Raw genomic sequence first — 14399 nt, forward strand, 5'->3', positions numbered from 1 at the left:
ATTATTCATTTTTCAAAAAATCTAAAACAGATTTCATTGTTATTTCATAAGTAAAATGATCATTTGCATATTTTCTAATCTCGCTTCTTACATCAACTGTATTTTCTCCACAATAGATTTCATCACAAAAATTATGTACCTGTTCAAAGTCAACAGGTGTATCATCTGCAGGAATTCTCTTATAATATTTATATGTTTTATCATAATCTAACTCTGTTTTTACTCCAGAAATAATAGGTAAGCCTTTTGCAACATATTCTTTTCCTTTTAAAGAACTATTATAACTAATACCCGAACGATGACGCCCCATACTATCAAACCCAATATCACATTGTTCATATACCAAATCCAATTTTTTGCCAAATAGTTTTCCATGTAAAATAACATTGTTATTTAAGTCATAGGAATTAATCATTTTTTTCAACTTGTTATACTCCTCTCCATCTCCAACTATATGTAATATGAAGTTGACTGTTCCACCATTCTTATAATATTCATTTAAGCCTTCAATAGCCCTATCATAACCATGCCAATAAGACAATGTAGCACATAACATTACATTTATTTCGCTTGATTTATACTCTTTAATATTTGCGATTTTCACATCATATGCATCCACAGCATTTGATATTTGTATTGTTGGAATCTCAAAAATGACATCATCATCTGAATATGTTGCTATTCTATCAATATATTTTCTTAAATATCTTCTCCAAAACTTGTCTTTTAATACTAAAGGAATATTTGTCAAAGCATATCCTTCTTTGTCATATGGATAAGTCGGAATTTCTAGTACAATCCTAGCTTTAGGATTATTTTTTCGAATATTTTTTAGATTTAAAATCAAATCTCCATCCATATGCCATGGCTTTCTAATATAAATTCCCTTAATAGTCTTAATTTTTAGTTTTGGCTCATCCCACTTTGTAAAGCAAAAAAAAGGAAGTCTTCTTCTAATTCGTCGCTTAAGTATTTGCTTTTTTTCATATGGATTAATGAAATTAATTTTTAATTGTGCATTCTCAAACGTCTTATACTGCCAATAAATTTTTTTCTTTATTCCGCTTTCGCATTTTGAGTACTCTTTGCCTGAAATTAAACTAAATTCAAAAGCAATATAATAATAGTTTTCCATTTTAATCTCCCTTAGTAATCAATTTTCTAATACCAACCAAAGTTAAATCAAATATTATTGAAAAAGATAAATTATTTCGAATCAATCGATTTACTTTATACTGGATAAAATATTTTCTTATTTTTCCCCGATAATATTTCGATTTTAAACAAAACGGACACAAAATAGTTCCTAATATATTTCTTACAATAATATTACTTAAATATCCTCCATGAATCTCCATATCTTTCCGTAGCTCTTCAAGCTTATTTGCAATATATATTTTGTCTTCACCAAGTTTAACTCTACGAATAATATCTTGATTATTTCTTGTTGACCCCAAATTATCTCGTCTATAAAAATATACTATGGTATTAGAATGCATTATTCTCTTTGCGCTTAAAATAGCATACGAAGAGTCATAAGCATCTTCAGCATAATGTCCTTCAGTGCATTTAAAATTAATTTTTTTCATATAGGAATGTTTATAGAGTTTATCGCAAGGTGATAGACTTGGTTTAAACTCAAAGAATTCTTTCCCATCATATATTTTCTGTTCATCAATTCTCAAGAAATATTTATTTCCAAATACTTTTTTTTTCATAAAAACATCTTGATAGCAGCATTCCATAATATCCAAATTATGTTTTTCGCATGCCTGAATCATTATTTCAAACATTCTAGAATCAATAAAATCATCAGCATCAACAAAAGAAATATACTGACCTGATGCCTTTATTAAACCTGTGTTTCTAGCTTTCGCCTGACCACCATTTTCCTGTTGCAACAAAACAATATTCTTATACTTTTTTGCAAGACATTTTGCAACTTCAAAAGTAGAATCCTCTGATCCATCATCTACTAATATAACTTCTATATTCTTATATGTTTGTTTTTCTATACTATCAACACATTCCTCCAAATATTTCTCAACATTATACATAGGTACAATTACAGAAATATAATTATTTCTTTTCTGTATACATTCCATAACAGCCTCCAAAGTAATCTCTAAATCCTGCTAAATAATATTTGATATTTTTTGGTTTCAAAAGCATGTTAATTAATCTTGAAGCAAAAAAATACATGTAAAATAATAATTTCTTCCCAGTTGGTTCTGTCAGTTTAGATGCAAAAAGCATACGATTTCGCGTATTATAGTATGCTATCACTGGTTTAAATTCAGATGATCTGCTTTCTTTATGGTAAATAACTGACTCCTTTGTACATGTCAGTTTATACCCCTCATTTTTCATTCTATAACAGTAATCAACATCTTCTACATATAGAAAAAATCTTTCATCAAGCTTTCCAATCTTCTTAATTGCTTCCAATCGAATGAGCCAAATACAACCAGATAAAAATGATACAGATTGCTTGTTTGCCTTTTCAGTATCATAAAAATGATATCCTGAGCATTTACTTGTATCAATATATCCACCCAATGTATATTTTTCTCTATTATAATATTCAACAATTTTACTACCCACCATTCCTACCGAACGATCATCCTCTATTAAATCAATCATAGGTTCAAGAAAGTTTGATTCAAGAACAGTATCATTATTTATCATTAAAATATACAGTGTACCTAGTTTTTCCGCTATATCTATTCCTAAATTATTTCCACCAGAAAAGCCAAAATTCTGAGATGACTGACAAAAGATGACCTTTTTAGATTCCAAATCATTTAAACTTTCCGTACATATACATTCTTCATAGTCACTTTCTAAAATCCATTTTCGAAGAATTTTAACTGAATCATTGGTAGAACCATTATCAATTAAAATTAAGTGAATATCATCATTTTGCAGAGTGTTCCTTAAACTATTTAAACACTCAATGGTATCTTTCCAGCCATTATAATTTAATATTATAATTGATACTTTAATCATATTATTACCTCTATTCTTTTCTCAATATCAATTTATATACAATCTCTTTCAATCCAACTGACATATAGATAAATCCTCTGACTGCTATCATATTTCTATAATATTCAAATCTATTTATCATTCCATTATGCAACATATAACTACTTAGTACTTTCCAACTCTTTATGTATTCTCTATTTCCACGACGTTTTATCATACAATTTCCAACACGTGCATGTACTAATACACTATCAATATTAGCTAATTTTTTTCCATTAATTATTGCTCTGACCCATAATTCATAATCTTCCACATATGGAAGATTATGATATGAACCAATCTCAATAATATCTCTTTTTCTAAACATTACTGCCATATGATTCAATGGATTTCTAAACTTTGCCATGTTAACTAACTCAGCATGTTTTAATGGCAATTTTTTTATATTTTGCGGTTTTGTATAATCTGTATTAAACTCATCTATATATGAACTAATAATTGAAATTTCAGGATGTTGTAACATAAATATTAATTGAATTTCGAATCTATTTTTTTGACAAATATCATCACTATCAGCTCGTGCGATTAGTTCATATCTACATTTAGTTAGTCCAAAGTTTAATGCTTTTCCTAATCCTTGATTATTCTTCTGTCTATAAACCTTCAAAATATTAGAAAATTTTTTCTCGTATTTTTCAATAACAGCATCTAATTTTTCATTTAATGCTCCATCACAAACTAAAATAAACTCATTTGGTATTTGAGTCTGTTCTATCAAAATACTTCGGAATGCTAATTCCAAATTACTTGGATCTTCTTTATAATATACTGACATAAGTACAGAAAATGCATTTCCCATTATTTTTCTATCCTTTCTCGCCTTTTTTTGTATCTCCAGTTCCACCTTCAACTACACCTTCTCTTTTCAAAACCTTAAGAACAGTGCCACTGAAACAGCGTAAATCCATTATAAATCCTTGCTTTTTTACATAATCTCCATCTAGCTTTGCTTTTTCTGAAATTTCTAACTCATCACGTCCATTAATTTGAGCCCATCCCGTAAGTCCAGGCTGAATATTATTGGCTCCATATTTATCTCTTTCCGCAATCAAATCATCTTGATTCCATAACGCTGGTCTAGGTCCAATAATAGACATATCACCCTTAAAAATATTCCACATCTGTGGAAGTTCATCAATACTCGTCTTGCGAATAAAAGTTCCCACTTTTAATATGTACTGTTTAGGACTTTCCAACATATGTGTTGGTATATCATGTGGTGCATCCACCTTCATGCTTCGGAACTTATATAAATTAAAAAACTTCTTATTTTTTCCAACTCTCTTTTGTTTAAATAGCACTGGACCATGATCTTCTTTCTTAATCATTAAAGCAATGATTCCCATCGGTACAGCTAACACAATCAAACCAATTCCTGAAAGAATGATATCAATTAATCTTTTAAAAAATTTTATATACACACCAAACTCCTCCTTTTTTCCTGATTTTATATAACGACAAGGATATATTCTACAAAAAATTATCCGATTTTAATCTTTATTAAAGTATCAACTAGATTACATACATTAGTAATAGAGCGTAGGCTTATATAAACTCTAACCTCAACATTTGCATTATTTAATTCAAAGGCCATTATTTAACATATATTCCTATCCAATAATTTCATTATCTTAATCTTCCTTCATCTATTTCCAACTACAAAAAAAGACACTATTTAGAAAATTTTCTTCGATCCGAATCCTTTTTATAAGATATAATTTCTTGATTACTCTATCAACCCACACAAAAAAACTCAATTTAACGGAGAGTTATTGGCTTATTTCATAATCAAATTCTAGTAATTACAAGGATTTTTGTCATTGAACCTAAAGTTATCCAGCTACAACGAAAATTATCTGTTACTTCACTAATCTCAATATTCGAAATATTATGAGGAGAAAATGAAACATTTTTTCACATTACTTATTTAAACTTTTCTTTTAACAAATTATATTACAAGTAATAGTATTGCTTAATTAAATTTTTCTATTGTTTATATCAACTTTTTAACAACCGATGTACAATCTAGTAAATTACTACTGATTAATGACGCAATTTTCCAACCCAGACTACCTCTAGGCATGTAATTATATCTTTAATTTGTGTTATAGTGCCTCAACAACTAATAACTTACAAACTATGTCTTTGTTAATATTTCTAATGATACTGTAACTTCTCTTTTTGATCCCAATAAATCAATTTCTAGTTTTGCTTCTTTTTTGTGACGATTAATATATACGATGCTACTTTCAAATCCCATAAGAGGACCATCCGTGATGATTACCTGATCATTCTCAATCAACCCAATTGATGATTCGACAATTTTGTTTAATCCCAAAAGTTTTTTAAGAAATTGAATTTCATCATCTCGTAAAGGTGGTGTTCCTTCAATATCATAGCGTAGTTGTTTAATCAAGTTTTTGTTTTTGATTTTTATCTGATTAAATGTTTCAGTGAATTCTATGTAATTTTTATCAGATTCAATGAAGACATAATTTGAAAACAAGATTTGATGAACTTTCAGTAATTTCCCATCCTTCTTATGATATTTTTCTTTCATAGGGATGAAAGATGTCAAATGATGTTCATTCAGAAATGTACTTATCTTGTTTTCTTGTCCACCTCTTACATAGATGATATACCACATCATTTGATTGTCTCCAGAAGTTCATGTCTTATTTTTTCTAGTGGCAAATCTTTATACATAATCGTCTCTAATTGATTGATCTTTGATAGCAAATCATCCAATTGTATATCCATAGGCTCATTGATGAAAATCAAATCATTTTTTGTTTTGTGCCTAATTTCTTCACCAAGCGATAATTCTTCATACATCTTCTCACCAGGTCTAAGTCCTACATATTTAACTTCAATTTCTTCATATGGTCTTAATCCAGATAAGCGAATCAAATCTTCTGCAAGCTTTGAAATCTTAACTGGAATTCCCATATCCAACACAAAGATATCTCCTTTATTAGCATATACCCCTGCTTGAAGCACAAGCTGTGTTGCTTCAGGTATTGTCATAAAGTATCTTGTTATTTCAGGGTCTGTTACAGTAACTGGACCCCCTGATTCAATTTGTTTTTTAAATAGAGGTATCACTGAACCACTAGAACCAAGAACATTACCAAAGCGTACTGCACCAAGTTTTGTAACGCCATTGTTTCTATAAGCTTGTATTATAAGTTCACACATTCGTTTAGTAGCTCCCATGACATTCGTTGGATTGACAGCTTTATCTGTTGAGATAAGTACCATCTTTTCAACTTTATTTTGTATACAAGCTTGCACCACATTCAATGTCCCAAAAATATTATTTTTTACCGCTTCTCGTGGTGAATCTTCCATTAGAGGTACATGTTTGTGTGCTGCCGCATGAAATAGTACGTTTGGATTGTATTTATTAAACACATAGTTTAATCGGTTCAAATCTCGTATAGAACCGATTAGAAATATAACCTCTGTATCAAGATAATATTTGTTTTTTCGTCTTTCAATTTCAATTTCTTGCTGCAAGTCATATAAAGAATTCTCATTGATATCAAAACAGATTAATTGTTTTGGCTTAAATTTTAATAACTGTCTACATAACTCTGATCCAATTGAACCACCTGCGCCTGTTACACAAACAACTTTATTTTCGATATAATCACTGATTTCATCTTGCTCAAGATGGATTTCTCCTCGTCCAAGTAAATCTTCAATAGATACATCACGAATCACTGGTTTATTAAACTCTTTGACTTCTGCGATGCTCATAATTCTTACACGCACATTTGATTTTTGACAAACATTCAAAATTCTTCTTAATTCTTCTTTTTTAGCACTAGGAATTGCAATGAAAATTGTTTTGACTTCATAATTATTCACAATGCTTTCGATATCATCACATGTACCTAATATTTTTACACCATTAATGAATCTTCCGATTTTACCTCTATCATCATCAATAAATCCAATTACTTTATTCTCATACATAGGATTCGAATTAATTTCTCTTAGTAGAAAATAACCACCATCACCTGCACCAATAATTAGTGATTTAATATTCTTATTCGCAGATTTTCTTTGTATTCGTAAATAGCGATAAATGACACGTGATCCAATGGTTCCCACGATAATCAAAATCGTTGCAATGATATATACTCCTCTTGGTATTAAAGGAAAATGTGCAATGATAAGTAGCATTGAAGCCAAACTATTTGCTACTACTGTAGATATTGTAAGTAATAGGGCTTCTTCGATACTTACATATTTCCAAAGGCTTCGAAAAACACCTAAAGAAAGATATAACGCAAGGTGAATAAGTAGAATAATAGGTAATGCTTTAAAAATGGCATATGCATAGTTCAAATGATTCATAATTTTAAAATCAAATCTTAATACATAGGCTAAAAAATATGAAAGAGTAATTACAATCATATCTAAGCATATTAATGCGATTACACGTAATTTGCGTATTGTCACCCTAATCTCTCCCTTAAAAAAAAACAGATTTTGTGTTCTGTGTTTTCTTCTATAAAATTATATCATTTTAGCATTATGGTTTTATTGATATGAAATCGCGTTTGTTTCATTAACTCTTCATTTTATTACATTACTATACTTTAGGTAAAATAAAAGAATGTACATATAAGCAAAGTACATTCTCAATCGATTTTAATATCGCTTTACTAATTAATTTGGGCTTACAAATTCTCCAAAGGTATCAATGATTCTTTGCTCATTAGTCACTACATTTTGACTAACATGGTAATCATCAATTCCATAAATATCTTTGTGGATCTTTTTCACTTGCTCTTCATAACTTCTTAACTGATATACAGGATTATATCCTTTATATGTACGAGAATTTGTATCGTTAAAGTCATCATTAGGAACATGATATTGATTTATATTTGTTAGATTAAACGAAAGAATATCTGTTAAGTAATCTTTGATTTCATTTGTTGATAAGTTTGTTTCTACATAAGGTAATACCTTGTTAACGATATCTAGAATTTCTAATACATTTTTAGATTTTATTTTATTAATTACAGCGATGATAACTTTAGTCTGCCGATCCATTCTGCTGTAATCACTATCAATTTTTCGAATACGTGCATATTCCAATGCTTTCTTACCACTTAAAGTTTGGTTTCCCGATCCCATATGAATCCATCCTGCCTCAGGTCCACTTAACTCAATTTCTACGCCACCTACAATATCAACTATTTTCTCCAACGAACTGAAGCTAAGCGTTACATAACGATTAATATCTAAATCAAAATTATAGTTAATTGTTGCCATTGCAAGATTTGCACCACCATACCAGTATGCATGATTTATTTTATCAAAATCATTGGATTCATCAGCTAAAACAATCATCATATCTCTTTGAAGCGATGTAATCGAAATGTTTTTTAAATCATAGTTAAGCGAGATAACCTTAATTGCATCAGAACGATCTGTATCTGTTTTGTTGCCGTCATTATCTGTGCCAAATAAAGCAAAATTGACAACTTTATACGCTTTTTTTTGTTCTTTTACAGTTTCATCGATAGCTAGTTGTGAATCATCAACTCTTTTTGTTTGATTCATTCGAGATAATAATGAATCCACATAGACATTAGCTAACAATGCTCCTGCAAGTATTGTTGATAAAATAATAATTGTGATTAATATGACAATATTTTTAATGTTGTATTTTCTTTTTTTCATACATTACTTTCTAAAAATGCTAAATACACTTTTCTTTTTTATTTCTAAATTAGTAGATAGTAGTTTTTGATTCATGATAATTCGTTTCGGATTATCACTCATTAATAAATCAGCAATATCTTTTCCATAGCTATCTAAAACAAAATCATATGCTTCATCTAAATCTATTCTTCTATTCTTACTATGCGCATCACTTGATATAATATGTACTAGATTATTTTCTAATAGAGTTATAGCAGTTTTCTTTGCATCTCTGCCATTGTATCCCAATATACTACTCGCATTAACTTGAATGTAACACCCTTCTTTAATAAAATCATTCACGATATCTATTTTCTCTTGAATAAATTTATATCGTTCTGGATGGGCAAGTATTGGATGATAACCAGAAATATTACTATCATACATCTCTCCAATGATATCTTTGTTGAAGCTTGTAAAATTTAGTTCAAATAGATAATAAGCACTACCTGCCAATGTGTGTACAACTTTATTTTCTAACATATCAACTAAGCTTTGATTGTTGTAGTAAATTTCATTTCCTAAGTGAACTGTAATTGGAATATCTAGAATTTGATCTTGAAAATGATCGAATAAAACCTGGGTCATTTTATATTCGAATTTATAATTTCCATTTTCTATAAAATGAGGTGTACAGATAATGTCTGTTATTTCCATCTTTACCGCATCAAGTAATAGTTCTCTAGATTCTTCAATGCTTTTACACCCATCATCTATGTTAGGTATCAAATGCGTATGAATATCAATCATTATTTCTTCTTCCTTTTTCTCGCTTTTGGTTGATATTGATAATTATAATGCGAATAATATTTCTTTCCAAAATCTGCTTTTGTGATGACAACCCCGAGAACCTTACTTTCGACTTCATCAAATTGATATTTTACTCTTATTAATGTTTTTTTATCGTTTTTGTCTGACTCGCAAACTAATATAGTTCCATCACTATATTTACTAACAATCAACGCATCCGTTACAATACCAACAGGCGGACAATCAAGTAAAATAATATCGTATTCATCTTTCATTCTTTCTATAAAATTCATTAATGCTGTTGATTGAATAAACTCTGAATGATAAATGATTTTAGTTCCTGTCGTTATGACATCAATATTCTTGAACACAGGTTTAACAACATTATCGACTGTTGCTCGTCCATTTAATAAATCAGTAATCCCCATTGTATTTCGTATGCGTAATTTTTTATGAATCGTAGGAATTCTTAAATCTAAATCCATGACCAGGACTTTCTTATTCAGTTGAGAAAAAACAACTGCTAAATTCAAACAGGTTGTACTTTTTCCTTCTCCTTGTGTAGCACTTGTTATGTTAATGACCTTTATTGGTGCATCAAAGTTTTTGTACATTATATTTGTACGCAAAGCACGATATGCTTCTGTTGCTGGGTTGCTGCTATCATAAATTGAAATTAAATCTTTCAACATCTTATTTTCAACATTAGTCATTTGATTTCTCCAATCTAGCCATCTCATCTCCAAAATCCGGAATAACTCCAATTATTGGATATCCTAGAGCATCTTTGAATTCTTGTTCAGATTTGATTGTTGTATCCCTAAAAACATAAACAAAGACTATAATTCCGCTCAGCATAATACCAATTACAAGACCAATTAACATGTTTTTTATTAAGCTTGGGCTATCTTGATATTCAGGAAGTTTAGCTTCATTGAGAACACTAACATTTTCCACATTCATAATGTCATAGATTTCATTTTGGAAAACATCAATAATAGTATTTACCATATTGGTTGCTTCTTGAGCATCTGGAGATACAACTGAAATATTAATAACTTCTGTATTACTTGCAGCACCTACTTTAACCATTTCCTTATACTCATTTGAAGAGAAATCAAGTTGTAGTTTTTCTAATACTAGATCACTAATTCTTTCACTCAATAAAATTTCAGAATAAGTTGTAACAAGTTTTTGACTGACATTAACATCATTGATATTTAATTGCGAATTCTGCGCATCACTTCTTTGAACTACAATAATTTTTCCTGTTGCCTTATACTTTGGAGTAATTAGAAAATTGGTTATTAAAAATGATAATGCTAATGAAGCAATACATACCACCACACATCCAACCCAAACTCTTTTAAAGGCTTCCCAAATTTTGACTAAATCAATTTCCATATAATTATCTTCCACAATTAATCCTCCCCCAACTAAGTTAATAAATCTTTCCTTAAACAAAATAAAAAGATGATATATATAAATCAGTCTTCTTAATATTTCAAATGTGATAATTTTATTATCAATTTGAGCATATTTATTATATATCATCCAATATTTTTATTTAGTTATATGTAATGTATAGCATATTTAATGTAATATATCTATCGCGAATAAGACGCTTAAGCTCTCATTGAGCTCCTTATTTCACTTGTTGTAAAAGAACTTCTTCTCTCTGACTATTATTGATATAACCATACTCAACCATTGCATTCAAAATCTGTGATTGCCTTTTATTGATTAATTCATAACCGTTACTCAATTGAAATCTACTAGGTGATTGTGGGAAGCCCGCTAACATTGTTGCTTCGTATAAAGTCAAATCATTTGGTGCTTTGTCAAAATATCCTTTTGCTGCCTGTTTAATACCGTAGTAGCCATCACCATAATAGATAATATTTGCATACATTGCAAAAATTTCTTCTTTGGTATAATGATCTTCTAAATCCCATACAAAGAATACTTCAGCTATCTTTCTTGTAAATGAAGGCTTATTGCTAAAATAAATATTTTTCGCTACTTGTTGAGTAATAGTGCTACCACCTTGTTGAATTTCTTTTGATACTAGATTCGCCACTAATGCTCTTCCAATCGCAACAACATCAACACCTTTTCGTTCAAAGAAACGATGGTCTTCTATCGCTATCAAAGCATCTACAAAATCAGAATCTATTTCAGCAAAGGAAACATAGGTTGGATCGCTTTGAATATTACTTACTGCAATTGCTAATGGAAGTTCTTTTATTGCTTCTTTATAGCGATTATATCCTTCCAAGGTAAAAAAGCCTCCAATTGCAAGCCCTAGAATCAATATAATTAATAGCATTCTCTTAAATAGTTTCATAATACTCCTTGTCGAATATTCCATTAGAATTATAACCTACACAGACAATAAAAAAAAGGGATATCCCTTTTTTATTGACCCATTGATTTCATAACAGCACGAATTTGTGCTTCTGATGGTTTACGTCCCATTTGCATAAACATTGCACGAATCATTTTTTCGCTTACAGGAGGATTTTCCTTCATTTGTTTTTCAAAAGTACGACGAGTGAAATAGAAACCCAATCCACCACCAATAAGTAATCCAACTACTAAACTTGATACTGATGCCCAAAACATATTCATAACTTCCACCACCTTCAATTAATTTACTCTATTATTTTAACTGGTTTAACACCATTTTACAACTATATAAGCCCAAAAGGGTTGATATTTATCCCTGTTAAGTACAGGTGGGTATTCTGCTACTAATTTTAGGATTCTTAATCGTATTAAGCTTTCACACAACTACTAGACATCTGAATTCCCTTATATCACTATGTAGGAAATATATGTGTTCCCTTTTGGGACTTCATTATAGCACAAGAAAATCGAAAAGAAAGGAATTGACTTTTAATCATCAATCCCCTTGCCTTAATTCTTCTCTAAATTCTTTTAAACTTGAATGCAATTCTGCAAGATTTAAAATATGATCTCCAATACGTTCATAATCTGATAATAATTCTGAGTAAAGAATAGCAGACTCAATTTGACATTTTTGGCTATTCATTCTTTGAATTTGATTTGTTCTAAACAGTGATGTGTTATCATCAATAATTTGTTCAATTTGCCCCGCTTTGATAAGAAGTGCATCTTTATGAATATCCTCAGTAAATAAGTTCAAACCTTCTAAACAATCTTTTTTCATTTCAATAATTTCTGAAGTTGCTTCTTTTGTAATGTCCCAATTGTTTTCACTTATTGTTTGAGCATATTCTGCAAAATTCATTGCATGATCACCTATACGTTCTAAATTTGTTAGAGCTCTAAAATAATCATTAAGTACTTTCACTTCTTTATAAGATTGTTCAATAGATAATACTTTTGATATCTTTTTAGAAACACTATAATTCAATTTATCAATCTTATCTTCATTCTCTTTTACTGAGTCAAATACCTTAGCATCATATTTTGATAATAAATCAAACCCATTATCAATATTATTGCGTACAAGTTTAAACATATCGCCAACCTCTTGCCCAATGTAATGAATTGCAAGAATTGATGTTCCTAGTACATAATTACTATTCATAATTTCATCCAACCACTTATCTTCATCTTCCACTGTTTCAGATTTCTTATCAGGTAAAATCATAATTGCTAGTTTTGCAAGATAATTACCAAATGGAAGCAAGAGTAAGGTTGTTGCTATATTGAATACTGTGTGCACATTTGCAATTTGTGCTGCAGCATTGTTTGGTGTAAATGACTCCATGAAAGGTACAAATGGTGTGTTCATACAAATAACAACAAATATCACTGTTCCTATAATATTAAATAACAAGTGAATAATCGTTGTTCGCTTGGCATTTCTATTGGTTCCTATCGATGCAAGCACAGCCGTAATACATGTTCCTATGTTTTGACCGAATAAAACATAAACAGCACTATCTAAACCAATTAAGCCGCTCATAGCCAAAGCTTGTAATATTCCAACTGAGGCAGATGAGGATTGAATGACAGCTGTAAAAAGAGCCCCTGCTAAAATTCCAAAGAAAGGATTTTTGAATGTTGTCATTAAACTAATAAAAGCTGGTGAATCTCGAAGTGGTAACATTGAATCACTCATGATTCCCATACCAATAAATAAAATACCTAATCCAGCAATAATTCCACCAATAAAACCAAGTTTCTTACTCTTGCAAAACATGATCATAACAACCCCTGCAAAAGCAATGAGCGGTGCAATCATACCTACATCAAGTGCAATTAACTGTCCTGTTATTGTAGTACCGATATTTGCACCCATGATAATCCAAACAGTTTGTTGTAGTGTCATTAAACCTGAATTAACAAAACTTACTACCATGACAGTCGTTGCACTAGAAGATTGAATTAAAGCCGTTATACCAGCTCCAACTGCAACACCAAGGAAACGATTAGCAGTAAGTTTTTCTAAGATACCTTTTAGTTTATTTCCAGCTATACCTTCCAAATTGGTACTCATCATGTGCATACCATATAAAAAGAGCGCTAGCCCACCAAGTAAACTTATAACATTCCCTATTCCCATATTTATCCCTCAAATATATTCTATATCCACAACAATTCTAACACTTTACATTAACTTTACAAAGACTTTACAAAAGACTTTACATAGATTTAACAATCTTTATTTTAGCTAAATTAAAAACTCCCTAGATAGAGAGTTTTTAATTAGAAGTTAATCTTCTATACTAAATTTTTTCAAAAACGTCCTTTGGTGCTCCACATACTGGACAAACCCAGTCTGCAGGTAAATCTGCAAATGCTGTTCCAGGATTTATTCCATTAGCTTCGTCGCCTACTGCTGGGTCATAAATATAACCGCATGGGCATTGATATTTATCCAT

The 14399-nt window shown here is 30.1% G+C and carries 15 protein-coding genes and 1 other RNA gene; all 16 read right to left on the minus strand.

Annotated features, from left to right (window positions below; translation table 11 throughout):
- Window position 1 precedes the first annotated feature (1 nt).
- The 16 genes from B5D14_RS07455 to B5D14_RS07530 all read right to left on the minus strand — a co-directional run bounded on the left by B5D14_RS07455 (window position 2) and on the right by B5D14_RS07530 (window position 14399).
- Complete coding sequence (locus tag B5D14_RS07455) at window positions 2-1135, minus strand: glycosyltransferase (RefSeq protein ID WP_078711976.1); 1134 nt, start codon at window positions 1133-1135, stop codon at window positions 2-4.
- Between the two features lies 1 nt (window position 1136).
- The gene (locus B5D14_RS07460) at window positions 1137-2105 is read right to left on the minus strand and encodes a glycosyltransferase family 2 protein (protein ID WP_078711977.1); all 969 of its coding nucleotides are present in this window, start codon (window positions 2103-2105) and stop codon (window positions 1137-1139) included.
- Window positions 2080-3009, minus strand: a complete 930-nt coding sequence (locus B5D14_RS07465; protein ID WP_078711978.1) for a glycosyltransferase family 2 protein — start codon at window positions 3007-3009, stop codon at window positions 2080-2082. The genes B5D14_RS07460 and B5D14_RS07465 overlap by 26 nt, the downstream gene beginning before the upstream one ends.
- Before the next feature lie 10 nt (window positions 3010-3019).
- On the minus strand, window positions 3020-3847 hold the full coding sequence (locus tag B5D14_RS07470; protein WP_078711979.1) for a glycosyltransferase: 828 nt from the start codon (window positions 3845-3847) through the stop codon (window positions 3020-3022).
- Window positions 3848-3854: 7 nt separating this feature from the next.
- Window positions 3855-4469 (minus strand): sugar transferase, encoded by a 615-nt coding sequence (locus B5D14_RS07475; protein ID WP_078711980.1) that lies wholly within the window; start codon window positions 4467-4469, stop codon window positions 3855-3857.
- Window positions 4470-5185: 716 nt separating this feature from the next.
- The gene (loaP, locus tag B5D14_RS07480; protein WP_078711981.1) at window positions 5186-5698 is read right to left on the minus strand and encodes an antiterminator LoaP; all 513 of its coding nucleotides are present in this window, start codon (window positions 5696-5698) and stop codon (window positions 5186-5188) included.
- Window positions 5695-7518: a polysaccharide biosynthesis protein gene (locus tag B5D14_RS07485; protein WP_200804778.1), complete on the minus strand. Its 1824-nt coding sequence runs from the start codon at window positions 7516-7518 to the stop codon at window positions 5695-5697. Before B5D14_RS07485 ends, loaP begins: the two co-directional genes overlap by 4 nt.
- A 210-nt stretch (window positions 7519-7728) precedes the next feature.
- Window positions 7729-8751, minus strand: coding sequence for an LCP family protein (locus B5D14_RS07490; RefSeq protein WP_078711982.1), 1023 nt, complete (start codon window positions 8749-8751; stop codon window positions 7729-7731).
- Window positions 8752-8754: 3 nt separating this feature from the next.
- On the minus strand, window positions 8755-9522 hold the full coding sequence (locus tag B5D14_RS07495; protein ID WP_078711983.1) for a tyrosine-protein phosphatase: 768 nt from the start codon (window positions 9520-9522) through the stop codon (window positions 8755-8757).
- Entirely contained in the window at window positions 9522-10235 is a 714-nt protein-coding gene (locus tag B5D14_RS07500) for a CpsD/CapB family tyrosine-protein kinase (protein WP_159443755.1), read from the minus strand. The genes B5D14_RS07495 and B5D14_RS07500 overlap by 1 nt, the downstream gene beginning before the upstream one ends.
- Window positions 10228-10941 carry a YveK family protein gene (locus tag B5D14_RS07505; protein ID WP_159443756.1) on the minus strand — a complete coding sequence of 238 codons (714 nt, stop codon included), beginning with the start codon at window positions 10939-10941 and terminating at the stop codon, window positions 10228-10230. Before B5D14_RS07505 ends, B5D14_RS07500 begins: the two co-directional genes overlap by 8 nt.
- A 226-nt stretch (window positions 10942-11167) precedes the next feature.
- Complete coding sequence (locus tag B5D14_RS07510) at window positions 11168-11869, minus strand: biosynthetic peptidoglycan transglycosylase (RefSeq protein ID WP_078711986.1); 702 nt, start codon at window positions 11867-11869, stop codon at window positions 11168-11170.
- Window positions 11870-11940: 71 nt separating this feature from the next.
- Window positions 11941-12153, minus strand: coding sequence for a YneF family protein (locus B5D14_RS07515; protein WP_078711987.1), 213 nt, complete (start codon window positions 12151-12153; stop codon window positions 11941-11943).
- A gap of 66 nt (window positions 12154-12219) precedes the next feature.
- Window positions 12220-12380: non-coding RNA, 6S RNA (gene ssrS, locus B5D14_RS07520), on the minus strand.
- Window positions 12381-12427: 47 nt separating this feature from the next.
- Window positions 12428-14080, minus strand: a complete 1653-nt coding sequence (locus B5D14_RS07525; protein ID WP_078711988.1) for a Na/Pi cotransporter family protein — start codon at window positions 14078-14080, stop codon at window positions 12428-12430.
- A gap of 163 nt (window positions 14081-14243) precedes the next feature.
- Window positions 14244-14399 (minus strand): rubredoxin, encoded by a 156-nt coding sequence (locus tag B5D14_RS07530; RefSeq protein ID WP_078711989.1) that lies wholly within the window; start codon window positions 14397-14399, stop codon window positions 14244-14246.

It is taken from the genome of Anaerorhabdus furcosa (assembly GCF_900167375.1).
Taxonomy (GTDB): Bacteria; Bacillota_I; Bacilli_A; order Erysipelotrichales; family Erysipelotrichaceae; genus Anaerorhabdus; species Anaerorhabdus furcosa.

What these genes read in the sequence shown, in the direction of transcription:
- B5D14_RS07455 (WP_078711976.1), bottom strand. Translation starts at nt 1,135, where the DNA reads ATGGAAAACTATTATTATATTGCTTTTGAATTTAGTTTAATTTCAGGC.
- B5D14_RS07460 (WP_078711977.1), bottom strand. Translation starts at nt 2,105, where the DNA reads ATGGAATGTATACAGAAAAGAAATAATTATATTTCTGTAATTGTACCT.
- B5D14_RS07465 (WP_078711978.1), bottom strand. Translation starts at nt 3,009, where the DNA reads ATGATTAAAGTATCAATTATAATATTAAATTATAATGGCTGGAAAGAT.
- B5D14_RS07470 (WP_078711979.1), bottom strand. Translation starts at nt 3,847, where the DNA reads ATGGGAAATGCATTTTCTGTACTTATGTCAGTATATTATAAAGAAGAT.
- loaP (WP_078711981.1), bottom strand. Translation starts at nt 5,698, where the DNA reads ATGATGTGGTATATCATCTATGTAAGAGGTGGACAAGAAAACAAGATA.
- B5D14_RS07490 (WP_078711982.1), bottom strand. Translation starts at nt 8,751, where the DNA reads ATGAAAAAAAGAAAATACAACATTAAAAATATTGTCATATTAATCACA.
- B5D14_RS07495 (WP_078711983.1), bottom strand. Translation starts at nt 9,522, where the DNA reads ATGATTGATATTCATACGCATTTGATACCTAACATAGATGATGGGTGT.
- B5D14_RS07500 (WP_159443755.1), bottom strand. Translation starts at nt 10,235, where the DNA reads ATGACTAATGTTGAAAATAAGATGTTGAAAGATTTAATTTCAATTTAT.
- B5D14_RS07510 (WP_078711986.1), bottom strand. Translation starts at nt 11,869, where the DNA reads ATGAAACTATTTAAGAGAATGCTATTAATTATATTGATTCTAGGGCTT.
- B5D14_RS07515 (WP_078711987.1), bottom strand. Translation starts at nt 12,153, where the DNA reads ATGAATATGTTTTGGGCATCAGTATCAAGTTTAGTAGTTGGATTACTT.
- B5D14_RS07525 (WP_078711988.1), bottom strand. Translation starts at nt 14,080, where the DNA reads ATGGGAATAGGGAATGTTATAAGTTTACTTGGTGGGCTAGCGCTCTTT.
- B5D14_RS07530 (WP_078711989.1), bottom strand. Translation starts at nt 14,399, where the DNA reads ATGGATAAATATCAATGCCCATGCGGTTATATTTATGACCCAGCAGTA.